The sequence below is a fragment of the Xanthobacter flavus genome (genome assembly GCF_017875275.1).
Classification (GTDB): Bacteria; Pseudomonadota; Alphaproteobacteria; order Rhizobiales; family Xanthobacteraceae; genus Xanthobacter; species Xanthobacter flavus_A.
In genome coordinates, this window is record NZ_JAGGML010000001.1 from 1014953 (window position 1) to 1039111 (window position 24159).

At 69.2% G+C, this 24159-nt stretch carries 24 protein-coding genes; 16 read left to right on the forward strand and 8 right to left on the reverse strand.

The features are described 5' to 3' along the window. Positions 1-53 precede the first annotated feature (53 nt). From J2126_RS04950 to J2126_RS04960, 3 genes are all read left to right on the forward strand, one after another. A complete protein-coding gene (locus tag J2126_RS04950; RefSeq protein WP_209484513.1) occupies positions 54-1469 on the forward strand; it encodes a M20/M25/M40 family metallo-hydrolase in 1416 nt (471 codons plus the stop codon). Positions 1470-1573: 104 nt separating this feature from the next. Continuing rightward, positions 1574-2569 carry a zinc transporter ZntB gene (locus tag J2126_RS04955; protein ID WP_209484515.1) on the forward strand — a complete coding sequence of 332 codons (996 nt, stop codon included), beginning with the start codon at positions 1574-1576 and terminating at the stop codon, positions 2567-2569. A 127-nt stretch (positions 2570-2696) separates the two neighbouring features. Further along, positions 2697-4106 (forward strand): esterase-like activity of phytase family protein, encoded by a 1410-nt coding sequence (locus J2126_RS04960; protein WP_209484517.1) that lies wholly within the window; start codon positions 2697-2699, stop codon positions 4104-4106. A gap of 86 nt (positions 4107-4192) precedes the next feature. Here the strand turns inward: J2126_RS04960 and J2126_RS04965 are convergent, their stop codons facing one another. Then, a complete protein-coding gene (locus J2126_RS04965; protein ID WP_209484519.1) occupies positions 4193-5821 on the reverse strand; it encodes an ArnT family glycosyltransferase in 1629 nt (542 codons plus the stop codon). Positions 5822-6179: 358 nt separating this feature from the next. After that, complete coding sequence (locus J2126_RS04970; protein WP_209484521.1) at positions 6180-6776, reverse strand: superoxide dismutase; 597 nt, start codon at positions 6774-6776, stop codon at positions 6180-6182. A 203-nt stretch (positions 6777-6979) separates the two neighbouring features. On the opposite strand from J2126_RS04970, the gene J2126_RS04975 reads away from it, so the two are divergent. Then, positions 6980-7852 carry a hypothetical protein gene (locus J2126_RS04975; protein WP_209484523.1) on the forward strand — a complete coding sequence of 291 codons (873 nt, stop codon included), beginning with the start codon at positions 6980-6982 and terminating at the stop codon, positions 7850-7852. 230 nt (positions 7853-8082) lie between these two features. Further along, on the forward strand, positions 8083-9105 hold the full coding sequence (cobT, locus tag J2126_RS04980; protein ID WP_209484524.1) for a nicotinate-nucleotide--dimethylbenzimidazole phosphoribosyltransferase: 1023 nt from the start codon (positions 8083-8085) through the stop codon (positions 9103-9105). Between the two features lies 1 nt (position 9106). On the opposite strand, the gene J2126_RS25265 is transcribed toward cobT, so the two are convergent. After that, positions 9107-10186, reverse strand: coding sequence for a sensor histidine kinase (locus J2126_RS25265; RefSeq protein WP_209484526.1), 1080 nt, complete (start codon positions 10184-10186; stop codon positions 9107-9109). Positions 10187-10300: 114 nt separating this feature from the next. Here J2126_RS25265 and J2126_RS04990 point away from each other — a divergent pair, with 114 nt between their 5' ends. The 4 genes from J2126_RS04990 to J2126_RS05005 all read left to right on the forward strand — a co-directional run bounded on the left by J2126_RS04990 (position 10301) and on the right by J2126_RS05005 (position 12896). Beyond that, positions 10301-10792, forward strand: coding sequence for a thermonuclease family protein (locus J2126_RS04990; protein ID WP_209484528.1), 492 nt, complete (start codon positions 10301-10303; stop codon positions 10790-10792). Positions 10793-10890: 98 nt separating this feature from the next. Further along, positions 10891-11502: a glutathione S-transferase family protein gene (locus J2126_RS04995; protein WP_209484530.1), complete on the forward strand. Its 612-nt coding sequence runs from the start codon at positions 10891-10893 to the stop codon at positions 11500-11502. A 4-nt stretch (positions 11503-11506) separates the two neighbouring features. Continuing rightward, positions 11507-12250 carry an MBL fold metallo-hydrolase gene (locus J2126_RS05000; protein WP_209484532.1) on the forward strand — a complete coding sequence of 248 codons (744 nt, stop codon included), beginning with the start codon at positions 11507-11509 and terminating at the stop codon, positions 12248-12250. Continuing rightward, a complete protein-coding gene (locus J2126_RS05005; protein WP_209484534.1) occupies positions 12201-12896 on the forward strand; it encodes a uracil-DNA glycosylase family protein in 696 nt (231 codons plus the stop codon). The genes J2126_RS05000 and J2126_RS05005 overlap by 50 nt, the downstream gene beginning before the upstream one ends. 158 nt (positions 12897-13054) lie before the next feature. On the opposite strand, the gene J2126_RS05010 is transcribed toward J2126_RS05005, so the two are convergent. Beyond that, positions 13055-13597, reverse strand: coding sequence for a hypothetical protein (locus tag J2126_RS05010; protein ID WP_209484536.1), 543 nt, complete (start codon positions 13595-13597; stop codon positions 13055-13057). A gap of 92 nt (positions 13598-13689) precedes the next feature. Further along, positions 13690-14148, reverse strand: a complete 459-nt coding sequence (locus J2126_RS05015) for a carboxymuconolactone decarboxylase family protein (RefSeq protein WP_209484538.1) — start codon at positions 14146-14148, stop codon at positions 13690-13692. 136 nt (positions 14149-14284) lie between these two features. Here J2126_RS05015 and J2126_RS05020 point away from each other — a divergent pair, with 136 nt between their 5' ends. The 3 genes from J2126_RS05020 (at position 14285) to J2126_RS05030 (ending at position 16192) form a co-directional block, all read left to right on the forward strand. Then, positions 14285-14779: an RrF2 family transcriptional regulator gene (locus J2126_RS05020; protein WP_209484540.1), complete on the forward strand. Its 495-nt coding sequence runs from the start codon at positions 14285-14287 to the stop codon at positions 14777-14779. Between the two features lie 223 nt (positions 14780-15002). After that, entirely contained in the window at positions 15003-15494 is a 492-nt protein-coding gene (locus tag J2126_RS05025; protein WP_209484542.1) for a ferritin-like domain-containing protein, read from the forward strand. A 56-nt stretch (positions 15495-15550) separates the two neighbouring features. After that, on the forward strand, positions 15551-16192 hold the full coding sequence (locus J2126_RS05030; RefSeq protein ID WP_209484544.1) for a UdgX family uracil-DNA binding protein: 642 nt from the start codon (positions 15551-15553) through the stop codon (positions 16190-16192). On the opposite strand, the gene J2126_RS05035 is transcribed toward J2126_RS05030, so the two are convergent. The 3 genes from J2126_RS05035 to J2126_RS05045 form a co-directional block, all read right to left on the reverse strand. Further along, entirely contained in the window at positions 16155-16313 is a 159-nt protein-coding gene (locus J2126_RS05035) for a hypothetical protein (RefSeq protein WP_209484545.1), read from the reverse strand. The genes J2126_RS05030 and J2126_RS05035 overlap by 38 nt on opposite strands. 12 nt (positions 16314-16325) lie before the next feature. After that, positions 16326-16811, reverse strand: a complete 486-nt coding sequence (locus J2126_RS05040) for a hypothetical protein (protein WP_209484547.1) — start codon at positions 16809-16811, stop codon at positions 16326-16328. Between the two features lie 174 nt (positions 16812-16985). Continuing rightward, complete coding sequence (locus tag J2126_RS05045; RefSeq protein WP_209484550.1) at positions 16986-17852, reverse strand: NADPH-dependent oxidoreductase; 867 nt, start codon at positions 17850-17852, stop codon at positions 16986-16988. A 200-nt stretch (positions 17853-18052) separates the two neighbouring features. Here J2126_RS05045 and J2126_RS05050 point away from each other — a divergent pair, with 200 nt between their 5' ends. The 4 genes from J2126_RS05050 to J2126_RS05065 all read left to right on the forward strand — a co-directional run bounded on the left by J2126_RS05050 (position 18053) and on the right by J2126_RS05065 (position 24146). Then, a complete protein-coding gene (locus J2126_RS05050) occupies positions 18053-18229 on the forward strand; it encodes a hypothetical protein (RefSeq protein WP_209484551.1) in 177 nt (58 codons plus the stop codon). A gap of 60 nt (positions 18230-18289) precedes the next feature. Next, positions 18290-19345 (forward strand): aldo/keto reductase, encoded by a 1056-nt coding sequence (locus tag J2126_RS05055; protein WP_209484553.1) that lies wholly within the window; start codon positions 18290-18292, stop codon positions 19343-19345. A 135-nt stretch (positions 19346-19480) separates the two neighbouring features. Then, the gene (locus tag J2126_RS05060; RefSeq protein WP_209484555.1) at positions 19481-21526 is read left to right on the forward strand and encodes an NAD(+) synthase; all 2046 of its coding nucleotides are present in this window, start codon (positions 19481-19483) and stop codon (positions 21524-21526) included. A gap of 373 nt (positions 21527-21899) precedes the next feature. Beyond that, positions 21900-24146, forward strand: a complete 2247-nt coding sequence (locus J2126_RS05065) for a fibronectin type III domain-containing protein (protein ID WP_209484556.1) — start codon at positions 21900-21902, stop codon at positions 24144-24146. Positions 24147-24159: the final 13 nt, after the last annotated feature.

Sequence of the window (24159 nt, forward strand, 5' to 3'; positions counted from 1 at the left end):
TGATTCCGGGTCCATCGTGGCCCGGAACACAAGGTGCGCTGGTGGAGGACGACATGGCGGACGGTGATCGCGCGGGAACGCGGCCGGTGGAACTGGAGCCTGTTCTCAAGGCCGTGGACGCCGGTCTCGACGCGGCTCTGGCGCGCCTCTTCGATTTCCTGCGCATCCCCTCCATCTCGACCGATCCGGCCCACGCGGGTGCCTGCCAAGACGCCGCGCAATGGGTGGCGGGAGAACTGGAGGCGCTGGGCTTTTCCGCCACCGTGCATCCCACCGCCGGCCACCCGGTCGTGGTGGCCCGCACCGACACCGGCGCGCCGCGCCGCGTGCTGTTCTACGGCCATTACGATGTCCAGCCGGTGGACCCGCTCGACCTGTGGGAGACGCCGCCGTTCGAGCCGCGTCTCGGCACGACCCCGGACGGGCGACGCACCATCGTCGGGCGCGGGGCCTGCGACGACAAGGGGCAGGTGCTGACCTTTCTCGAAGCGCTCCGGGCGTTCCGGGCGACGCGCGGTGCCTTGCCCGTGGACGTCACCGTGCTGCTCGAAGGCGAGGAGGAGTGCGGCTCGCCCAACCTCCCCGGCTTCCTCGCGGCGCACGCAAGCGCGCTTTCAGCCGATCTCGCGCTCGTCTGCGACACCGGCATGTGGGACCAGCGCACGCCCTCCATCACCAGTTCGCTCCGCGGCATCCTGCACACCGAGCTGACCATCGAGGGCGCCGACCGCGATCTGCATTCCGGCCTCTTCGGCGGCGCGGCGCGCAATCCCATCCATGTGCTGGCGACCATCCTCGCCGATGCCCATGACGGCGAGGGCCGCGTCACCCTCCCCGGCTTCTATGACGATGTGCGCGAGCCGCCCGCCGAGGTGCGCGCCCGGTGGCAGGCGCTGGGCCTCACCGCCGAAGCCTTCCTGAAGCCCGTGGGCCTGTCCGTCTCCGCCGGCGAGCGCGATAGGCTGGTGATCGAGCAGATCCAGTCGCGGCCGACCTTCGAGGTCAACGGCATCTTCGGCGGCTATACCGGTGCCGGCACCAAGACCATCATCCCCGCGCGGGCGACCGCCAAGATCTCCTTCCGCCTCGTGGCGGACCAGGACCCGGCCAAGCTGCGCGCCGGCTTCGAAACCTTCGTGGCGGCGCGCGTGCCGGCGGATTGCCGGGCCGTCTTCCACTGGGGCGAGGGCGCGCGCGCCTTCCTCGTGCCGCCGGAAAGCCCGGACCTCGGCCACGCCGCCGGCGCGCTCGCGGCGGAATGGGGCGTTGCCCCCGTCACCATCGGCTCGGGCGGCTCCATCCCGGTGGTCGGCCAGTTCAAGGACCGGCTGGGGGTGGATACGCTGCTGATCGGCTTCGCCCTCGACGACGACCGCGTTCATTCGCCCAACGAGAAGTACGACCTCACGTCCTTCCACAAGGGCACGCGCAGCTGGGTGCGGATTCTCGATGCACTGGCGCAGCGGTGAGTTGCGCCAGCTAACGCGCTGCGGTGCGTTCACGTAACGCCAGACTTTTTCGCGTCGTGCAATCGTGCGAGGGAAGGCGCTTAACGTCAGTGACGGAACCTGCCATGGCCGCTCCCGCCCCCACCATCGACACGCAGGGTCTCCTCTCGGCGTGGTGGTTCGACGGCAAAGGCGCGGCCGGCCGCATCCGCCCGGAAGAGGCAGTGGCCGCGACAGCGCCGGAGGGCGGCTTCATCTGGCTGCATTTCAAGCACCTGCCCCGGGCGCCGCAAACCTGGCTCCGGCAGGACATCGGCCTCGATGCACCCGCGGTGGAAACGATGGCCGAGGACCAGTGCCGGCCGCGCTGCGTGATGTTCGCGGACGGTGCCCTGCTTTCCCTGCGCGGCATCAACCTGCAGCGCAACGCCCTGCCCGAGGAGCTGATCACCGTTCACCTGTGGGTGGATGCCCGCCGCATCGTCTCGGTTCAGCACGAGTTCCTCTCGGCCATCGCCGACTTCGAGGATGCGCTCGGGCGCGGCCGCTGCCCGCGCACCCAGGGCGAGTTCGTGGCCGATCTCTCCATGCGCCTCGTCGAGCGGGTGGACGCGGTGGTGACGACGCTGATCGAGGAGGCGGACGAGCTTGAGGATGCCGTCCTCGTCACGGAGACATCCGAGCTTCTGCCGAAGCTCGCCGTGCTGCGCCGGGTGGCCATCAAGCTGCGCCGCCACATCGCGCCCCAGCGCGAGGCGCTCAACCATTTCGCGCTGGAGGATGACCCCTGGATGGGGCCGAAGGACCGGAACCGCCTGCGCGACGCGGCCGACCGGGTGGCCCGCTTCTCCGAGGAACTGGACAGCGTGCGCGAGCGCGCGGCGGTCATCCGCGACCAGATGGTGGACGCCCGCGCGGAGCAGATGAACAAGTCCATGCTGGTGCTGGCGGTGGTGACGGTGGTGTTCGCCCCCATGACGCTCATCTCTGGCATGTTCGGCATGAACGTGGGCGGCATCCCCGGCAGCGGCGATCCCGCCGCCTTCTGGGCGCTCAGCGTGTTCCTGCTGCTGCTCGGCTTCATCCTGTTGTGGAGCTTCCGCCGGATGAAGTGGATCTGACGGGAACCGGGGCAGCCGGGTCGCTGCCACGGCCCCGTCTCAGGTCACGCAAAGTTCGCGGCCCTGTCGCCGCTGCGTCAACGACCATGCCGCAGATGCGGTGCGCACGGACCTTTGGAGGTTTCCCATGCGCACCCTGAAATGCATCGCCCTCGCGCTGCTCGCCGGCGCCGCCTTCGTTTCTCCGGCCCTGTCCCAGACCGCCGCCAATCCGGACAAGCCCGCCGAAGGCACCGCCTTCCCGGCCGTCCTCGCCGGCCATGTGGTCCTGCCGGCCGCGACCTTCGTCCCCGCCCCCTCTGACGCGCCGGATGCGCTGAAGACGTCGGGCAAGTTCACCACCGCCGACCGCGCGCGCATCGACGTTATCGGCAGCGTCAAGGGCGTCAGCGTCCTGTCCAATCCCGCTGCCCCGCGCGAGACCGGCCTTTCCCTGCCGTTCGAGGGCCAGCCGGTACAGGGCTTCTCCGGCATCGTCTCGGAGGGCGACGGCAATTTCCTGGTGCTCACCGACAACGGCTTCGGCTCCAAGGCCAACTCCCCGGACGCCATGCTGATGGCCCACCGGCTGAAGATGGACTTCAAGGCCGGCACCATCGAGCGTGTCAAGACCATCTTCCTCAACGATCCGGACCGGAAGGTGCCCTACCCCATCACAATGGAAGGCACCGCCACCCGCTATCTCACCGGCTCGGACTTCGATCTCGAATCGATACAGCGCGTCGGCGACAGCCTGTGGTTCGGCGAGGAGTTCGGTCCCTTCCTCATCGAGACCGACCTCGACGGCAAGGTGAAGGCGGTGTTCGAGACCAAGGTGGACGGCAAGGTCGTGCGCTCGCCTGACCATCCGGTGGTCACCACCCCCGGCGCGCCGGACGGCAAGGTCGCGTTCAGCGTCTACCGCTCCAAGGGCTTCGAGGGCATGGCGCTTTCCCCGGACAAGACCAAGCTCTACGCTCTGCTGGAAGGCCCGATCTTCGACGCCGCGACCGGCGGCAAGGAGAAGGCGGGCGAGAACGAAGTGCTGCGCATCGTCGAGTTCGATCTCGGCAAGCGCGAGTGGACCGGCCGCTCGTGGAAGTATCCGCTGGCGGTGGCGGGCAACGCCATCGGCGACTTCAACATGATCGACGACACCCACGGCCTGATCATCGAGCGCGACAGCCTGGAAGGCTCCCGTTTCAAGGCCTGCGCCGCCGGAAAGGCGGAGCCCACCTGCTTCGACAAGCCGGCCCAGTTCAAGCGCGTCTACAAGATCGCCTTCTCGCCCGAGACCGCCGGCCAGGTGGTGCGCAAGGTCGGCTACATCGACCTGCTTGCCATAAAGGACCCCAACGGCAAGGCCAAGCAGGGCGGCACCGAGGGCGTGCTGGACATGCCCTTCTTCACCATCGAGGACGTGGTGATGGTGAGCCCCACCGAGATCGTGGTGGGCAACGACAACAACCTGCCCTACTCCGCCGGCCGGACCCCGCAGAAGAACGACGACAACGAGTTCGTCCTGCTCAGCGTGCCGGAGCTGCTCGTCGCCAAGTGAGGGTAAGGGCGCACACTCTCCTGCCGCAGAAAAGCAGAAGGCCGGGCGCGAGCCCGGCCTTTTCGCTGCTCCGATGCCGGATCGCCCTACTGCCCGGCGGCGAACACGCTCGGGAACGGGCGGCCGCGCACGTCGTACACGGTGGCGTAGGTGACGCCCTCCCGCTCCACCTTCACCAGCAGCGGCGCCTTCACGTCGGCGCAGTAGAACTCGCCGAGGCGCATGTAGAAGTCGGCATTCTTGCTGTCATAGGTCGTCTCGTAGCGCGGGCCGAGTTCGGCGGCGGCGGCGAAGTGCGGACCGCAGACGGCGACGCGCAGCTTGCGGCCCTGCGGCAGGGTCCGGCGATGCTGCTCCACGTATTCGTCCAGCTCCTCCGTGGCCTGCTTGAAGGCGAGGCCCCAGTAATCGAGCATGAACTGATCATCCGCACCCTTGATGCCGCCGACGAAGTGGTTGTAGTAGGTGTATTCATAAGGGTGCAGGTTGTGGAAATCCACCGCCGGCACCGCGACGCCCACCGCGAAGGTCGCGGCGACGGCCGCTTGGGCCAGGCGCGGCAGGCCCTGCGCCTTCTGCCAGAGCCAGGACGCGGCGTAGCCGCCCAGCAGCGCCAGCGCCGGCGTCACGAACACGAAGTGGCGGATGCCGTTGTACATCACGGGCCGGGTGACGACCGTGAGCAGCACCGGGAAGGCGGCGGCGGTGAAGATGAGCACCAGCCGGGCGCGCTTCGCCGGGGTGTCCTTGCCCACGAGCGCCGAGACGATGGCCCCCGCCGCGCCAGCCACCGCGAGGCCGAGGAACAGCTCGGGCATCTGCACGGAGAACAGCGTCGGCACATAGGTGCGCGGCATGTCCGGCACGAGGATGGGCCGGCCCTCGAACATCTCGCGCCACGGCACTTCCCAGAAGTGGGAATAATACTTCAGCGCCACGAGCGGGTTGAGCGGCTCCGCGACGCCCCAGGGCCAGACCATGCCCAGCACGAAATAGGCGAGCGGCATGGCCAGCAGCAACAGGCCGGTGAAGCGCAGGGTGCGCAGCAGGGCGGGCTTGATGCCGAGCCGCACGCATTCGACCGCCAGCACGAAGGCGATGGCCGCGGAGAGATAGACGCCGCAGAGCAGGCCGAGCACGCGCGTGCCGACGGCAAGGCCGAGGAAGAGGCCGAAAAGCGTGACGGTGCGCGGCGACGGCTGGGGGAATTCATCGAACGCGCGCACGCAGGCATAGAGCACGCCCGCCACCGCGACGGCGAAGGGCGCATCCTTCGCGTTCATGAACATGTGCCCGTAGTAGAGCGGGCAGATCATCAGCAGGGCGACGGCGGCAAGTCCGCCCCAGGGGCCGGCAAGGCGCCGCCCGGTCCGCCACACCAGCAGGAAGCCGATGATGCCGACCAGCGCGCCCAGCAGGCGGCGGATGTCGAACACATCGACGAACGGCAGGGCCTTGGCGATGGCCGCCGCGGCGAGGTCGAAGCCGCCGCCGTAGTAATAGAGGTTGACGAAGGAAAAGACTTTCCGCTCCGTCAATCCCGACGAGAAGTAGGAATAGAGCAGATCGCCATACTGGGAGTGGGTGAAGTCATCCCAGCCGAGCCCGTAGTCGGAGAACGTGAGCGCGGCGATGACCGCCACGCCGGCGATCAGGACAACGGCGCAGGCGTCCGCGATCGCGCCCGGCCGACGTTCGATTTCAAGGAACGACATTGATGGAGGATCCCGAACCCAACTCCGTCGCGCCGTTTCCAGGATCGCTCCCGGGCCCCCAGCGCGGCACTCCACCATAATACCGCAGGTGGCTACGCGGAACACAGCTAAGATGGAGTAGAGGCGGATCGCAACAAAATTATGCCTGGCGCTGCAAAAAAATAAGGCAGCTTCGGGAACAAATGAGGCAGCAGAGCTGACGGACGGTAAGTTAAGGCGGCATCTTGTTCTTGCGAGGCAGAGTCAATCACTCGCAGGAAAAGAAAAACGGCGCCTCGCAACTCGCGGGCGCCGTCAGGGCTTCGCAGCAGGCTTGCGCCACCCCCTCGCGGAGCGGCGCAAGCCCGGCGGAAAAGGGTCAGCCGGCCTTGCTGTAAAGCTCGGCCACGTAGTCCCAGTTGATGAGGTGCTCGACGAACGCCTTCAGGTAGTCGGGACGGCGGTTGCGGTAGTCGATGTAGTAGGAGTGCTCCCACACGTCGACGCCGAGCAGCGGGGTCGCGCCCTGCACCAGCGGGTTCTCGCCGTTGGCGCTCTTCATGATGGAGAGCTTGCCGTCCTTGAGCGCGAGCCACGCCCAGCCCGAGCCGAACTGGCCGACACCGGCGGCGATGAAGTCCTCCTTGAACTTCTCGACCGAGCCGAGGTCCTCGATGATCTTCTTTTCCAGCTCGCCGGGGATGGGTCCGCCGCCGTTGGGCTTCATCCAGTTCCAGAAATGGAGGTGGTTGTAGTGCTGGCCGGCGTTGTTGAAGAGCGGGGCGTTCTTGCCGAACGAGCCCACGACGATCTCCTCAAGGGTTTTCCCTTCAAATTCAGTTCCCTTTAGGAGATTGTTGCCATTGTTGACATAAGCGAGATGATGCTTGTCGTGATGGTATTCCAGCGTTTCGCGCGACATGTAGGGCGCAAGCGCGTCATAGGCATAGGGCAGGTCGGGCAGCGTGAAGGACATGAAACATCTCCGCAATCTATCCGGCGTCTCGCCCGGGGCGAAATCGCTGCCCCGGCGGCATACCGGGTATACGACATGTCCGAGCGTGGACCTAGATAGGGTTGCGTTCGCCATCAAACAACCTTGAAGCGGCCGATTTTCGCGGCGAGGTACCACCTTTGATTAAGAACGGCTAAGGCCGGCAAGCGGAAGTGGGGTGCGAGATGTGGTGGTTCCTGGTCCTTCTCGGCGTTCTCATCGCTCTGGCCGGGCTCGCGGTCATCGGCCTTGGGGTGACGATCTACGTCTCGGCCTTCGGCAATACGCTGATCACCACCGGCGCGGTGGCCGCCTCGGGCGGCTTCGTCATCACCGCCATGGGGCTGGTGCTGCGCCAGCTGGACCGGCTGACCCGGCAGATCGAGCGCTCCTATCCCGCCGGCGAGGACGAGGCCGAGGCCGAGGAGCCCGCGGCACCGCCGGCCGCCCGCCCCGCCCGCGCTGGCCGCAACGCGGCGCCCCGCCTCTCCGTGGATGATCTCGTCGCACCGGAGCAGGACGCCGAGCCCCCCGCGCCGGCCGCCCGCGACCGCGCCGAGCGGCCCCAGGAGCGCAATCAGGAGCGCAATCAGGAGCGGAACCCGGAGCGCGCCCCCGAACGGGCGGCCGAGCGGCAACCGGAGCGTCCGCCGGCGCCGCGTCGTCCCGCCGCCCCGGCCTCGCTGCCGCCGCCCGAGGCCGGCCAGCCGGCCGATCCCATGCTCGATGCGCGCCGCCAGCGGCTTCAGCGCGGCCCGGAGCCGGCACCCGAGGCGCCGGCCGCCCCGCCCGCGCCGCCCCGCCCGCGCACCGGCTATGAGCCCCCGCCCCGTCCTGCCCGCGCGGCACCGCCCGAGCAGGCCGCCATCGCCCCGCCCGCCCCGGCGCGTGAGCCGGACGAGCCGCGCATCCTGAAGTCCGGCATCGTCGGCGGCATGGCCTATACGCTTTATTCGGACGGCTCGATCCAGGCCGAGCTGCCCACCGGCGTCGTCCGCTTCGCCTCGCTGCAGGAGTTGCGCGACCACGTCTCCCAGGCTCAGCAGGGCGACCGCTGAGGCACCCCCACCGTCCCGCGGGCGGCGGGGCGGATTTGCCGGATCGGGGCGCCCGCTCTATTGAGCGGCAGCGTTCCCCGCCCGGCGATGCCGGTGGTTAGAGCACGATCCGATCAAGTTGAATCAACTTGATCGGTGAATCGCCCTCTCAACTCAAGAAAGAGAACGCGTGATCCGATCTGATTGCGACGCAATCAGGTCGGCGCGTGCTCCAGAGGTCATTCCGCCCGATGTTCCCGCAAGATACCGGCTCGCCCTTCGACGACATCCGCCAGCTCGTCGCCACCCTGCCCGGCCCCAATGAGGGCGCCCGCGAGGCGGCGCTGGCCCGGCAGGAGCAGTTGGTGAAGCCGCCCGGCGCGCTCGGGCGGCTCGAAGCCATCGCCGCCCATCTCTCCGCCTGGCAGGGCAATTCCATGCCCACCGTCAACCGCCCCATGGTGGCGGTGTTCGCCGCGACCCACGGCGTGGCCGATCTCGGCGTGTCGCCCTATCCCGGCGCCGTGACCAAGCAGATGATGGCCACCTTCACCGCCGGCAAGGCGGCGGTGAACCAGATCTGCGCCACCTTCGACGCCGGGCTCAGGGTGTTCGACCTCGCCCTCGACTATCCGACCCCCGACATCACGACGAACGCCGCCCTCGACGAGAAGGCCTGCGCCGCCACCATGGCCTTCGGCATGGAAGCCATCGCCGGCGGATCTGACCTGCTGTGCCTCGGCGAGATGGGCATCGGCAACACCACCGTCGCCGCCGCCCTCTGCCACGGCCTTTATGGCGGCACGGCCGAGGAGTGGGTGGGCGCCGGCACCGGCGCATCCGGCGAGGTTCTGGATCGCAAGATCGCGGCCGTCCGCGCCGCCGTTGCCTTCCACAAGGATCATCTCTCCGATCCGCTCGAAGTGCTGCGGCGCCTCGGCGGGCGGGAGATCGCCGCCATCGCCGGCGCCATCATCGCCGCGCGGCACGAGAAGGTCCCCGTGGTGCTGGACGGCTATGTCGTGACCGCCGCCGCCGCCGTGCTCCATGCCATGAACCCGTCCGCGCTGGACCATTGCCTCGCCGGGCACGTCTCGGCGGAGAAGGCCCACCGCCAGTTGCTGGATCGGCTCGGGCTGGTGCCGCTGCTCGATCTCGGCATGCGGCTGGGCGAAGGCTCGGGCGCCGCGCTGTCCATCGGCGTGGTGAAGGCGGCCGTCGCCTGCCATCGCGGCATGGCGACCTTCGCCGAGGCCGGCGTCTCCGAGGGCTGAATCAGGCGCCGCGCAGGGTGCGGGCGGGCGGGAACGTCACCCGCGCCCGCGTCCCGCCACCCGCGCGGCGGGCCAGCTCCAGCTCTCCGCCATGAAGCGTCGCGAGGCCCCGCGCGATGGCAAGGCCAAGGCCCGCGCCCCGGCCGGTCGCCAGATCGAGCCGGCTCTCGCGGGCGTGGGCGGCACCGAGCGGGAGTTCGCCATCGGCGATCCCCGGGCCGCTGTCCTCGATGACGAGCATGGCGCCGCCATCGGGGCCGAGCCCGGTCACCAGCCGCACCTGTCCCTCCAGCGGGGTGAACTTCACCGCATTCGTCAATAGGTTGAGCGCGACCTGCCGGATCGCCCGCTCGTCGCCCCACAGCCGCACGGTTGCGCCCTGCTCCAGCGACAGGCGCAGCCGCCGCTCGGCCGCGAGGGGACGCATCATGGCGAGGCAATCCTCGGCGAGCGCATCGAGGCGCACGGGCGTCTCCACCAGCGTGCGGTGGCCGCTCTCGATGCGGGCGAGATCCAGCAGATCGTCGGCGAGCGCCAGCAGGTGCCGGCCGGCGCCGTGGATGTCGCGGGCGTAGCCGCCATAGGCCGGAACGCGGTGCGGACCCAGCACCTCCTCCGCCATCATTTCGGAAAAGCCCATCACCGTGTTGAGCGGCGTGCGCAGCTCGTGGCTCATCTCGGCGAGGAAACGCGACTTGGCGAGGCTTTCCGCCGCCACCCGCCGGCTCTCCGCCTCGGCCTCGGACGCGCGGGCCTCGGCCGCGGCCCGCGCCGCATCGAGGCGCCGGACGTGCCGGCCGACAAGAAAGACGCCGATGGCGCCGACAGCGGCGCCGAGCAGCGCGAGGGCCGGTCCGGCGACCGCGCCACCCGCCAGCGCGACCCCGGCGACGGCCGCGATGGCGATGACCATGAGTTTCGCGGGGATCACCGCCGGAGCCGCGAATCCCTCCTCCGCCTCCGCCGGCTCCGGTTGGGAGGCCGCGGCAGGACCGAGGGGGAGGCAGAGGGGGCCGGACATGCGGCGGGAACCCTTCGCGGACGGAGTGTCGGTGGAATCGACCACCCTGCGGAACGTCACCTTGGCTCCGACTCCTGCGGCAGGTGGGTTAACGATTGGTTAACGCCCTCGCCCCATCCTCCCCGGCGGATGCGCCGCACCCGTGCGGCGGCCGAGGCCGGACCCATCAAGCCCATGCGTCTGTTCGATATTTTGCGTGCCGCCTTGATCCTCGCCGTGCTCGCTGCCGCAGTGGAAATGCTCTCGCGCGCCGAGCATCTGGAAGGCCGGGCGGAGGCGGTGGACGGCGACACGCTGGACATTGCCGGCACGCACATCCGCCTCTCCGGCATCGATGCACCGGAGCTGCGCCAGACCTGCGAGCGGGAGGGCCGCGCCTGGCGCTGCGGCGAGGCGGCGCGGGCGGCGCTGGAAGAGGCGCTCGCGGGCGGGACCGTTTCCTGCCGCGCCGAGAAGCGCGACAAATACCGGCGGCCCCTCGCCCTTTGCACCGTCAGCGGCACCGACCTCGCGTCGCTGATGGTCCGTCAGGGGCTGGCCGTCGCCTATCTTGGCAATGCCTACCAGAGCGAGGAGGCGACAGCACGGGCGGCACGGCGGGGCTTGTGGGCCGGCAGCTTCCAGCGTCCCGCCGACTACCGGGCCGAGCATCCGCGCGGCCCGTGATCGTGGAACGGGCGGGCGGAACCGGCGCACCCTTGCGCGGTCGCCGCAGGCATGGTCTTTCGCGGGCCACAACAACCACGCCGGGGAGGCGCGACGCCATGAAGCTCTATGACACCAACCGTGCGCCGAACCCGCGCCGCGTCCGCATCTTCCTGGCGGAAAAGGGGATTTCGGTGCCGCTGGTGCCCATCGACCTGGGCAAGGGCGAGCACAAGAGCGCCGAATTCACCGGCCTCAATCCCCGCCAGCGCGTGCCGCTCCTTGTGCTCGATGACGGCACGGCCATCGCCGAAACCATCGCCATCTGCCGCTATTTCGAGGCCTTGCAGCCCGAGCCCAACCTGTTCGGCCGCACGCCGGAGGAGCAGGGGCTGGTGGAGATGTGGCAGCGGCGGGTGGAGCTGGACCTGTTCTATCCCATCATGATGGTGCTGCGGCACCTCAACCCCGCCATGGCCCAGATGGAGGTGCCGCAGGTGCCCGAATGGGGCGAGGCGAACAAGCCCAAGGTTCTCGCCGCGCTTGGCTTTTTCAACGACCAGCTGGCCGACAGGGCGTTCATCGCCGGCCCCCGCTTCACGGTGGCGGACATTACCATGCTGGTGGCGGTGGATTTCCTGCGGGTGATCCGCACCGAGGTGTCCGAGCACCAGACCCACCTCAAGCGCTGGTACGATGTCGTTTCCCAGCGGCCGAGCGCGAAGGCCTGAGATCATGAAGCTTACGGTTGTGGGGTGCGGCGATGCGTTCGGCTCGGGCGGGCGGGGAAACTCCTGCTACCGGATCGAGACGGACGGGCATGTCGCGACCCTCGACTTCGGCGCGAGCGCCCTCGTCCAGATGCACCGGCTCGGCCTGGAGGCGCAGGGCGTGCGGCAGGTGTTTCTCAGCCATCTGCACGGCGATCACTTCGGCGGCCTGCCCTTCCTGCTGCTTGACGGCCAGTTCGTCCACCGCCGCAGCGAACCGCTGACCATCATCGGCCCGCCCGGCACCGGGGCACGCCTGGACGCGGCCATGGAGGTGCTGTTCCCGAGGATGGCCACCAATGCCTGGCGGTTCGATTTCGAGGTGAGGGAGGTCGAGCCCGGCTCGACCTCCCGGCACGGCCCCCTGACCCTCACCACCGCCGAGGTGCTCCACGGCTCCGGCGCCCCCTCCACCGCGCTCCGGGTCACGGACGGCAAGCGCACCATTGCCTTCTCCGGCGACACGCAGTGGACCGACGCGCTGCTGCCCATCGCTGCCGGGGCGGACCTCTTCATCTGCGAATGCTTCGCCTTCTCCGGCAGCCCGCACGGCCACATGGCCTACGAGACCATCGCGGAAAAGCGCGAAGCGCTGGGGGCGAAGCACATCCTGCTCACCCACATGGGCGACGAGATGTGGGCGCGGCGGGGCGAGGTGGATGAAGCCCATTTCACCGTGGCCGAGGACGGGCTTGAGCGCGACCTCTGACGGCGATCTCGACGCTCTGGTCGCGCGCATCCGCGCCTGCCGGGTCTGCCGCGAGGCCCCGCGCGGGGCGCCCCTTCCCCACGAGCCGCGGCCGGTGCTTCAGGTGTCCGCCGCCGCCTCCATCCTGATTGCGAGCCAGGCGCCGGGCACGAAGGTGCACCTCTCCGGCCTGCCCTTTACCGATGCCTCCGGCGACCGGCTCAGGGCCTGGATGGGGGTGGACAAGGCCACCTTCTACGATGCCGCCCGCATCGCCATCGCCCCCATGGGCTTCTGCTTTCCCGGACAGGATGCGGCGGGGGGCGACCTGCCGCCGCGGCGGGAATGCGTCGCCACCTGGCACGACACGCTGTTTTCCACCCTGCCGCCCTTCCGGCTGATCCTCGCCGTGGGGCGCCCGGCGCAGGCCTATCACCTGTCGCGCCTCGGGCTCGCGGCGCATCTGAAGCCGAGCCTGACCGAGACGGTGGCCAATTGGCGGGCGGTGCGCGCGGCGGGGGAACAGCTCGCCCATCCGGTGGCGGTCTACACCCTGCCCCACCCCTCGTGGCGCAACACCGGCTGGCTGAAGAAGAACCCCTATTTCGACGCCGAGCTGGTGCCGCAGCTTCAGGCGGACATCGCGCGGGCGCTCGGGCGGGGGTGAAGGGCGGCGGAGCGGGGGCCGCACTCCCTCTCCCCTTGCGGGAGAGCGTTGGGGCGAGGGGTATTGCTCCATTTGCCCCAACTCGGGATTGCGCGGCCAGCCCCCTCACCCCCGATCCCTCTCCCGCGAGGGGAGAGGGGGGCGATCGTTCGGCCCCCTCAGATCCGCAGGCGCGCCCACAGCACGAAGCCGGCCAGTGCAACCGCCACGGCGCCGACCAGCGCGACGAACAGCGCCGACTGGTCCAGCCACGCCACGGCCGGCACGCACAGGGCCATGAACACGCCATTCAGCCCCATGCGCCACGACTGGGTATGAACACCGGCCACGAAGGTGCCCAGCGCCAGCAGCAGAAGCACGATGAGGCTGGTGGAATCGGCGTCGGCCACCGCCTGCACGCTCGGCAGGAACACGAGGTTCATGGCCGCGAGGAAGGCGCCCCAGTGGAGGAGCTGCGTCACCACCAGCCGGATGCGCTGTTCCTTGAGCGCCGCGCGGCGCCAGCCAGCGAAGATGCCCACGGCGCAGCTTGCCAGCGCGACGAATTCCCAGAAGGCGACGAGGGGGCGGCGGGTCATCGCCACATAGGCGATGCCGCCCACCGTCAGCGCGAGGATGGCGAGATACGGCCCCTCGCGCAGCCAGAAGTCGCGGCCCTCTCCCGCACCGGCTCCTGGCTGCGTCTTGCCCGCGTCATCCATGCCCGCCTCCGCCACGCTTTCCGCACCGGAATAGCCATAGGGCCGAAACGCTCCGGATTGAAGCGCCCCGAGGGGCGCGCGGCGCCGCTCCCTCAGGCCGCGGCGGCGCGATCCACCGGGTGCAGCATGCGCGAGGAGACCGCGATGCGGTTCCACACATTGATGGTCCCGATGGCGATGGTGAGCTTGGCGATCTCTTCCGGCGAGAATTCTGTCGTCACCGCCGCATAGGCGCTGTCGGGAATGCCGGTCTGGGAAATAAGCGTCACGCTCTCGATCCATTCCAGCGCCGCCCGGTCGCGCGGGCTGTAGAGGGGCGATTCGCGCCACGCCGCAAGCATGTGGAGATGCTGGGCGGGAATGCCGTCGGCGAGCGATTCCTTCACGTGCATGTCGATGCAGTAGGCGCAGCCGTTGATCTGCGACGCGCGTAGCTTGACGAGATGCAGGAGCCGCTTCTCCAGCCCCGACTTCATCACCGCCCCGTCCAGCGCCCGCACGGCGGCATAAAGGGCGGGGGCGGCCTCGGCCACGTTCATCCTGGGTTCCATGCGCGCTCTCCAGTCTGCTCTCGGATGTGCGATCCCGCCCGTCTTGGCCGAGAATCATGGACATATTATATCGATGATTATCGGAGTAGGAAAGAGGCCAGCCGGTGATGGACCCGGGGCAGTATCCGGAGCAGGCATGAGGCGGTTGGGAGACGGGGTGGAGGCGGCGCTGCACTGCGCGCTGGTGCTGTGCTGGCTGGAGCCGGGCAAGGTGCTGCCGGGCAAGAGCCTCGCCGAGATGCACGGCCTGTCGGAGAGCTACCTGCTCAAGCACATGCGCGCCCTCACCGAGGCCGGCCTCGTGGAAGCCCTCCCCGGCCCCCGCGGCGGCTATCGGCTGGCGCGGCGCCCGCACGAGATCACGCTTCTCGACATCGTGGAGGCCATCGACGGCAAAGAGCCCGCCTTCACCTGCAGGGAGATCCGCCGGCGCGGGCCGGGCAAGTCCAAGGACCCCTGCGCCTACCAGACGGACTGCTTCATCAAGCGCCGGATGCTGGCGGCGGAAGAGCTGTGGCGCCAGTCCCTGAAGACCCAGACCCTCGCCGATCTCGCGCAGGATGGCGAAGAGCTGATCGACGCCGAGAGCAGGAAGACCGTCGCGGCCTTCGTGCGCGAGGCGCAGCGCTAGAGCACGCGCCGCGCGACGCAACGGAACTCTGCCGCCCGCTGCCCGTTGTGCTCGCAGCCCGAAGCGCATCGCGCTCGCGGGTGATCGCCCAAGGACAACCCGGTCCCACCCGTGCCCCCCGCGGATGGACGCGCGCCGTCGCGCGCGCCGGCGCGCCATGGTGCGATTTGGGCCTGCGACACGAGAACAACCGGCGGCAACGCCAACCGAAAGGACATCTCCCATGGCACAGTCCAAGACCCTGCAGGACCTCTTCTCCGAGACGCTCAAGGACATCTATTACGCCGAAAAGCAGATCCTGAAGGCGCTGCCGAAGATGGCGCGCTCCGCCCAGTCGGAGGAGCTGAAGGCCGCCTTCCTCACCCATCAGGAGCAGACCGAAGGCCAGATCGAGCGCCTGGAGCAGGTATTCGAGATGATGGGCAAGGCCGCCCGCGGCAAGCACTGCCCGGCCATCGTCGGCATCGTGGACGAGGGCAAGGAGATCATGGAGGATTTCGCCGGCACCGAGGCGCTGGACGCCGGCCTTCTCTCCGCCGCGCAGGCGGTGGAGCATTATGAGATCGCCCGCTACGGCACGCTGATCGCCTGGGCCAAGCAGCTCGGCCTCGCCGATGCGGTCCCCCTGCTGGAGGCAACCCTCAAAGAGGAGAAGGAGACCGACCAGCTCCTCACCCGCCTCGCCTCCGCCAATGTGAACAAGAAGGCCGCCTGAGGCGGTCCATCCGGCGCCCGCTCCGGCGGGCGCCGTTTTCATGACAGGAGCCGGGCATGGCGCAGCCGCCGCTCAATTGGCGCGCTCCAGACGGCCGCGCGGAGGCGCTCGCGGCACTGAATGCGGCCGGGGCGGAGAAGGGGCCGCATTGGGCAGCGTCCACCCGCCCGGTGTTCGGTGAAGGTCCCCTCGACGCGCCACTCGCGCTCATCGGCGAGCAGCCGGGCGACAAGGAGGACGAGGAAGGCCGCCCCTTCGTCGGCCCCGCCGGCAGGCTGCTCGACCGGGCTCTGGAGGAGGCGGGGATTGCGCGGAGAGACTGTTATCTCACCAATGCGGTGAAGCACTTCAAGTTCGTCCAGCGTGGCAAGCGGCGCATCCATCAGAAGCCCGGCGCGGGGGATGTCGCCTATTATCGCTGGTGGCTGGAGGCAGAGCTCGATCTCGTCGCGCCACGCCGCGTGGTGACGCTGGGTGCCACCGCCCTGCTGGCTCTTTCCGGGAAGCCCCTCGCCATATCCCGCCTGCGCGGGCCGGCGCGTCTGCAGGGCCGGGAGGCCTTCGTCACCGTCCACCCGTCCTCCATCCTGCGGGCGCCCGACGCCGACCGGGCGGGCGCCTATGCCGGCTTCCTCGCCGACCTCAGGGCCGCACGCGACCTCAGCGTGGCGGATCTTCCCCCGGCAGGCGCTCATTGAGTTCCTGCCGGCGGCGGCGCCGCTGGTAGGCGCCGAAGAGCAGCGCGGCGAGCAATACGACGGCACCGCCGACCACCGCGAGGAAAAAGAAGCCGCTGGCGGCATCGCTCAGTTCGTTCATGGTTGGCGCTCCTCAGCTCATCCGCATGGCGGCGAGATAGGCCGCCATGTGCCGGCTGGCCGAATCCACCGCCGCGTCGGTCCCGAGCCGCGCCGCGTCGATGAGGACGTGAGCAGTCTCCTGCAGGGCGGCTGAATGCTCGAGCGTGGCATAGCGTCCGGAGACGAAGGCACCCGCGTCCGCCAGGGTCCGCAGCACGAGGCCGGGGACCGCCGTCGCGGCGAGAGGGATGGGGAGTGGAGCGTCCCAATGGCTCTCGCCCCGGGACTGCGGATCGGGGCCGGGGAGCACGTCGCGCCCGTGGATTGGCGAGAGGGCACTGCCGAAATCCGTCGCCGGCCGCTCGCCGCCGGCCTTGCCCTCATAGACGCTGTCGCTCGGCGCGCCCTCGGCTGCGGAAGCCTGCGCCAGTGGTGGATTGCGACGGTCGCGTTCGCTCTGGAGAAGATCGTCGGGATAGGCCGTCGTTGCGGGATGGGCCGGTCGGGGTGCCGCCATGGCTTCCTCCTCGCGCTTGCATGTCTGGGCTTCTCCCCGGCGCGCCGCGCACAGACCGGGGATCAGGAGACAAGCCATGGGGGCACGAAGAGTTCCCCAACGCGGGGGCCGCCCTGGCGAGAACGACCGGCTCGCCGCTCTCGCTGCCGCCCGAACCCGCTGCGCCGAAAGCTCTCAGCGCAGGCCGAAGCCCAGCGCGGTGAGCGCATCACGGATGCGGTCGCGACCGGCGAGGGATTGCGCGCCGCGCACGCGCGGCAAGGCAGCGGCGATCCAGCCGATCTCGGGGAGTTTCTGCCCCTTCTGGAACGCCTTAAGCGCCGCCTCGTAATGGTCCAGCGCATCCTGGGGCAGGCTGGCGTCATAGCGCTCGCGGTGGAGCACGAGGCGCTGGGAGAGGCGCGGCTTCACGTCCGCCGGGCGGGCGGGGTCGGGATGGCCGATGGCGAGGCCGAACACGCCCACCACATTGGGCGGCAGGCCGAGCAGCTCGGCGAGTTCCTCCGGCCGGTTGCGCAGCGCGCCGAGATAGACCCCGCCGAGGCCGAGGGATTCCAGCGCCACCAGCGCATTCTGCGCCCCCAGCGCCGCATCGATCATGCCGACGAACAGCGTCTCCAGAAAGGAGAGCGCGTCTGTGGGCTGGGCGTTGCGGCGGCCGATCTCCTCCAGCCGCGAAAGGTCGGCGAGCCACACCAGCACCAAAGGCGCCTCGACCACATGCTTCTGCCCGCCGGCGATCTCGGCGAGGCGCGCCTTGGTGGCCGGGTTCTCCACCGCCACCACGCTGAAGGTCTGGAGGTTGGAGGAGGACGGCGCCGACTGCGCCGCCGCCACCAGCGTCTCGATCAGCCCTTCGGGCAGCGGCTCCTTGGTGAAGGCGCGCACGGTGCGGTGGTTCAGCAGGCCGGCGATGGTGTCGTTGAGAAGGATTGAGGCGGGCGCCTCGGCCGCGCCGTAGCGGGCCTCCAGCAAAGCACGGGCGGCGGCGGCCTCGTCGGGCGCGAGGGTGGCGCCGGAGGTGTCGGCAGTCTCGGGCATCAGCGGGCAAACTCCATGGGACGGCGCGCGAACGCCCTCAAGCGATCAGGCCGTGGCGCGCGGCTTCTCGGCGACGGCCCCTGCAGTCCGGCGGAAGCCGGCGGCGGGGTGGGTGTCGGGCAGGAGGGGACCGCGGCGGAACAGCTTCTCGCGCAGCGTACCCTCTTCGCAGGAGGTCTTGTAGACCGGGGGAGCCGACGATGAAGCCGGGCGATGCCGTGGGCATGCCAGCCGAGCTTCGTCGCATGCAGCGCGAGGTTGGCCCGGGCGGCACCCGAGGCATGGCTCCGCGCCGGCACTTCATATTGAGCGCGCCCTTCACCCGCCGCATCCTGGAGCTGATCGCCGAGCGCCACGGATTGCCCTTCCCGCATTGACGCGCCGGCCCCGCGCGGCCACCTTCCGCCCCAGCTCACCTTCCGGATTCCCATTCCCCCATGCTCGAATATCGCCCCCTCGGGCGCACCGGCATCTCGGTGTCGTCCATCGCGCTCGGCACCATGACCTTCGGCCAGCAGAACACCGAGGCCGAGGGCCACGCCCAGCTCGACGGCGCCCGCGACCGTGGCATCAATCTCATCGACGCCGCCGAACTCTATCCCATCCCGCCCAAGGCGGAGACGCAGGGGGCCACCGAGCGCATCATCGCCTCCTGGCTGAAGGCGCGCGGCGGCCGCGACAAGGTGGTGATCGCCACCAAGGTGGTGGGCCGCTCCGACGCCACCTATTTCCGCGCCGACGGCAGTCGCACCCGGCTCGACGCGAAGAACATCAACGAGGCCGTCGAGCGATCGCTCAAGAACCTCGGCACCGATTACATCGACCTCTACCAGCTGCATTGGCCCGACCGCGCCGTGCCCCTGTTCGGCCAGAGCGACACCACCCGCGCCCGCGGCGGCGGCGACGGGCCGGAAGTGCCCATCGAGGAGACGCTGGCGGCCCTCGATGGGCTGGTAAAGGCCGGCAAGGTGCGCCACATCGGCCTCTCCAACGAAACCGCGTGGGGCCTTTCGGCCTTCCTCGCGGCGGCGGAAAAGGGCATCGGCCCGCGCGTCGCCTCGGTGCAGAACGCCTACAACCTCGTCAACCGGACCTATGACACGGGCCTCGCCGAATTCCACCAGCGCGAGGGCGTGGGGCTGCTCGCCTATTCGCCGCTGGCGCAGGGGTTCCTCACGGGCAAATATCTCGACGGTGCGCGTCCGCCCGGCAGCCGCCACACGCTGTTCAACCGCGGCCAGCGCTATGAGAAGCCGGGCACGGAACAGGCAGTGCGGGCCTATGTGGCGCTCGCCCGCGAAGTGGGACTCAAGCCGGCGCAGCTTGCCATCGCCTACGTCACCAGCCGCCCGTTCGTGACCGCCAACATCATCGGCGCCACCACCCTCGCGCAGCTGGAGGAGAATCTCTCCTCGCTCGACGTGACGATCACGCCCGAGATCGAGCAGCGCATCGCCGCCCTGCACCAGCTGCACGGAAACCCCGCGCCCTGAAGGGCCGGCGCGCCGGCAAGGGCGCGTCGTCGCCTTTCGCTGGCAATCGCCGGCCCGCGCCCTATTCTCCTGCCGGAGATTTCACCGGAGAGTCCGGCCCGCGCCGCCGCGCGGAGCCCGGACGACAGGGACGCGATGCGAGACTTCCGCTGCCTCTACCGCCACGACTTCCTGCGCATCGCCTCCTGCGTGCCGCGCGGGGCCGTGGCGGACCCGAGCTTCGCCGTTGCCGAAACGCTGGAGATGGCGACGCAGGGCCATGAGGCGGGCACCGCGCTGATGCTCTTTCCCGAGCTGGGCCTGTCCGCCTACGCCATCGACGACCTCCTGTTCCAGGCCCCGCTCCTCGATGCGGTGGAGGGCGCGCTCGCGACCCTCGTCGCGGCCTCGGAGGATCTCTCCCCCGTGCTGGTGGTGGGCGCGCCGCTGCGCCATCAGGGCCGGCTCTACAACACGGCGGTGGTGATCCATGCCGGCACCATCCTCGGGGTGGTGCCCAAGAGCTATCTGCCCAACTACCGCGAGTTCTACGAGCGCCGCCACTTCACCCCCGGCCTCGACGAGCACGGCGGATACATCGCGCTGCTCGGCGCCGAAGTGCCGTTTGGTGTGGACCTGCTGTTCCGCTCGGAAGGCGAGGTGCCCTTCACCTTCCATGTGGAGATCTGCGAGGACGTGTGGGTGCCCCTGCCGCCCTCCACGCGCGGCGCGCTCGCCGGCGCCGAGGTGCTGCTCAATCTCTCCGCCAGCAACATCACCATCGGCAAGGCGGAATCCCGCCGGCTGCTGTGCGGCTCGCAATCCGCCCGCTGCGTCGCGGCCTATGCCTATTCGGCGGCGGGGCCGGGGGAATCCACCACCGATCTCGCCTGGGACGGGCACGCCGCCATCTTCGAATATGGCGACACCCTCGCCGAGGCCGAGCGCTTCGCCCCCGACGCGACCATGGCGGTGGCGGACATCGACCTCGGCCGCCTCCGGCAGGAGCGGATGCGCCTCAACACGTTCGGGGAGTGCGCCCGGCTGGAGCGCGACACCGCCCCGCCCTTCCGCACCGCCCATTTCGCCTATGCGCCGCCGGCCGAGCCTGTGCCGCTGAACCGCGACGTGGCGCGCTTCCCCTTCGTGCCCAACGATCCGGCGCGGCTCAGGGAAGACTGCTACGAGGCCTACAACATCCAGGTGCAGGGCCTCGCCCAGCGCCTTGCCGCGACCGGCATGTCGCGGGTGGTCATCGGCGTCTCGGGCGGCCTCGATTCCACGCAGGCGCTGATCGTCGCCGTGCGCGCCATGGACCGCGTCGGCCATCCCCGCTCCAACGTGCTGGCCTATACCCTGCCGGGCTTCGCCACCTCCGACGAGACGAAGGGCAATGCCTGGGCGCTGATGCGCGCGCTCGGCGTGAGCGCGGAGGAGATCGACATCCGCCCCGCCGCGCGGCAGATGCTGGCGGACCTCGGCCACCCCTTCGCGGAGGGCCAGGCGACCTATGACGTGACCTTCGAGAATGTGCAGGCGGGCCTGCGGACGGATTATCTCTTCCGCCTCGCCAACCACCATCGCGGCCTCGTGGTGGGCACCGGCGACCTGTCCGAGCTGGGGCTGGGCTGGTGCACCTATGGCGTCGGGGACCAGATGTCCCATTACAACGTCAACGCCTCGGTGCCGAAGACGCTGATCCAGCACCTCATCCGCTTCGTCGCCGCCTCCGGCGACGTGAGCGCGGAGACGGCGCGCATCCTCCACGCCATCCTCGCCACCGAGATCTCGCCGGAACTGGTGCCGGCGAGCGCGGGCGGCCCCATCCAGTCCACCCAGAGCATCATCGGGCCCTATCCGCTGCAGGACTTCACGCTCTTCTATTTGATCCGTTACGGCTTTCCGCCATCCAAGATCGCCTTTCTCTCGGAGCACGCCTGGGCGGATGCGGACAAGGGGCGCTGGCCGCAGGGCATCCCGCAGGCGGAGCAGCGGGCCTATGACCTTCCCGAAATCCGCCGCTGGATGAAGGTGTTCCTCTCCCGCTTCTTCACCAGCCAGTTCAAGCGATCGGCGCTGCCCAACGGGCCGAAGATCTCCTCCGGCGGCTCCCTCTCCCCGCGCGGCGACTGGCGCCAGCCCTCCGACAGCGGGCCGGGCGTGTGGCTGGCCGAGCTGGAGCGCAACGTTCCGGAAGCCTAAGGGCAGGCGCCGATCTGGTTTGCGTCGCAATCTGATCGGACGATGCCTCTCGTCGCGTGGCGTGGAACCCGCGCGCCATCTGCCCCGGCAAAACAACCTCCTCGCCCCTGGCTGAATCCGGCCCGACCGGGCGCGTCCCGCGGGGCTGCGCGGCATGGTGCCGGCCATCCATTCAATCAGAAGCTGCGCCCCAAGACCCATGCCCGCGATACCCGCTGGAATCCATCGTTGTTTTCGCATTTTGCGACGATTTTCCTGATATTTATCAAGCATTTATTGCGGATTCGGCTCCATTTTCCCCTATCGCGAAACGAGCGCGGCGGTATGCTGTGAAGCTCCCGCCCTGGCGGCGGAAGACCAGGTGGAGGGCTGCATGGCAACCGTCTCGATCAACTGGTCGTGGGGCGCCCACGACACAATCGATTTCGACCCGGCCACCGACACGCTCGATTTCGGCTGGATCGGCGCGGACAGCTTCACGATCACCGAGGTCAACGGCTCGGTGGTCATCGACCTGCCCGCCAACAACCACAGCTACACGCTGACGGGCGTCACGCTCGCGGACCTCTCCCTTGCGAACATCACCGGCCATGACGCCTCCATGTTCGCGGAGTGGAGCGATGCCCTCGCCGCGAGCCACGTCATCACCGGCGGCGTCAATACCGTGATCACCGTGGCGCGCAGCACCGACACGGTGCTGGCGTTCGACCCGCAGCACGACACGCTCGACTTCTCCGGCCTGACGGCGGACGACATCGCCATCGCCGAGGCCAACGGCTCGGTCGTGATCTTCCTGCCCAAGTCGCAGCAGACCTACATCCTGGAGGGTGTCAGCCTTCAGGACCTCGCCATCGGCAACATCAAGGGGGCCGACGGCGCCCTGCTCGCCGAGTGGAATGCCGCGCTGAAGGGCGCCGGCGCCGGCACCACCGCCAGCGCGAGCGCGGGCGCCACGGAGGGCACCACCTATACGGTGGGCTGGCAGTGGAACACCCAGCAGGTGATCGCTTTCGACCCCGCCCACGACACGCTCGATTTCGGCTGGCTCCAGCCGCAGGATTTCTCGCTGGCCGAGGTCAATGGCTCCCTCGTCATCATCCTCGCCTCCAGCCAGCAGACCATCACGCTCGCGGGCGTGACCCTCGCCGATCTGTCGCCGGACGACATCATCGGCAAGACCCGCTTCGTCACCGACGCCTGGGCCGAGGCCATCGCCGAGGCAAAAGGAGAGACGACCGGCGACACCACGGGCACGGTCCCGCCGCAGGTGATCGAGGCGCCGGACTGGTCCGCCGACACGGTCTATACGGCGGGCGATCAGGTCACGGTCGGCCATGTGGTCTACGAGGCCAAGTGGTGGACCCTGGGCAGCGATCCCGAGCACGATTACGGCCCCGCCGGCTCCGGCCATGTGTGGACCCGCGTCGGCTATTCGGACCTGACCCCGGTGGCGCCCGAGACGCCGGAAGATGTCCATGCCGCCACCACCACCGAGACCTCGGTGACGCTGACCTGGGACGCCGCCGAGGTGTTCGGCGTCGGCACGATTTCCGGATATGCCGTCTATCAGGATGGCGAGCTGATCGGCACCACCACCGACCGCAGCTTCAAGGTGGCGGGGCTGGAGGCGGATACGTCCTACAGTTTCTCCATCGTCGCGCTGGACGAGGCGGGAGCCTCGCACCCCTCGCAGGCCGTCTCCGTCACCACCGATCCGGTGGGCACCGATGCGGCGGACCATCAGGTGTTCTCGCCCTATGTGGACCTCTCCATGGTGTCGAGCGCGGCCGACCTGGTTCAGGACGTGAGCGCGGCCGGCATCGATGCCGTCACCCTCGCCTTCGTCGTGGGCACCGGGAGCAACACGATCGGCTTTGCCGGCCTCGGCTCCGGCAACACGCTCGCTGACGGCAGTTCCGTCGCCTCGGTGGTCCACGATCTTCAGGCGCAGGGCGTGGACGTGACCATCTCCTTCGGCGGCGGCCACGGCGAAGAGCCGGCGCTCTATTTCACCGACGCCACGGCCCTCACCGCCGCCTACCAGTCGGTGATCGACACCTATGGCGTGACCTCCCTCGATTTCGACGTGGAAGGCGACGCCCTCACCAACGACGCCGCCAACGCCCTGCGCAACGAGGCGCTGGTGGCGCTGGAGCAGGCCAATCCGGACCTCTCCATCTCCTTCACCTTGCCGGCGCTGACCACCGGCCTGACGCAGGACGACATCGAGCTGCTGCAGGCGGCGCACGCGGCGGGCGTGGACATCGACACCGTCAACATCATGGTGATGAACTACGGGGCGGAGAACGATTCCGGCGACATGGGCCAGGACGCCATCGACGCGGCGGAAGCCACCATCGCCCAGCTCGAAGCCCTCGGCATCGATGCCAAGGTGGGCATCACGCCCATGATCGGCATCAACGACGTGCGCAGCGAGGTGTTCACCCTCGAGGACGCGCAGCAGCTGGTGGACTATGCGGACGGCAACGACCACATCGCGTCCATCGCCATGTGGTCCCTCGGCCGCGACCATGGCGACGCGCCGGGCCATCTGACCAACGACAGCAGCGGCGTGGCCCAGCACGACTGGGACTTCGCCAAGATCTTCGCGACCGTCTGATCCTCGCGAGGAA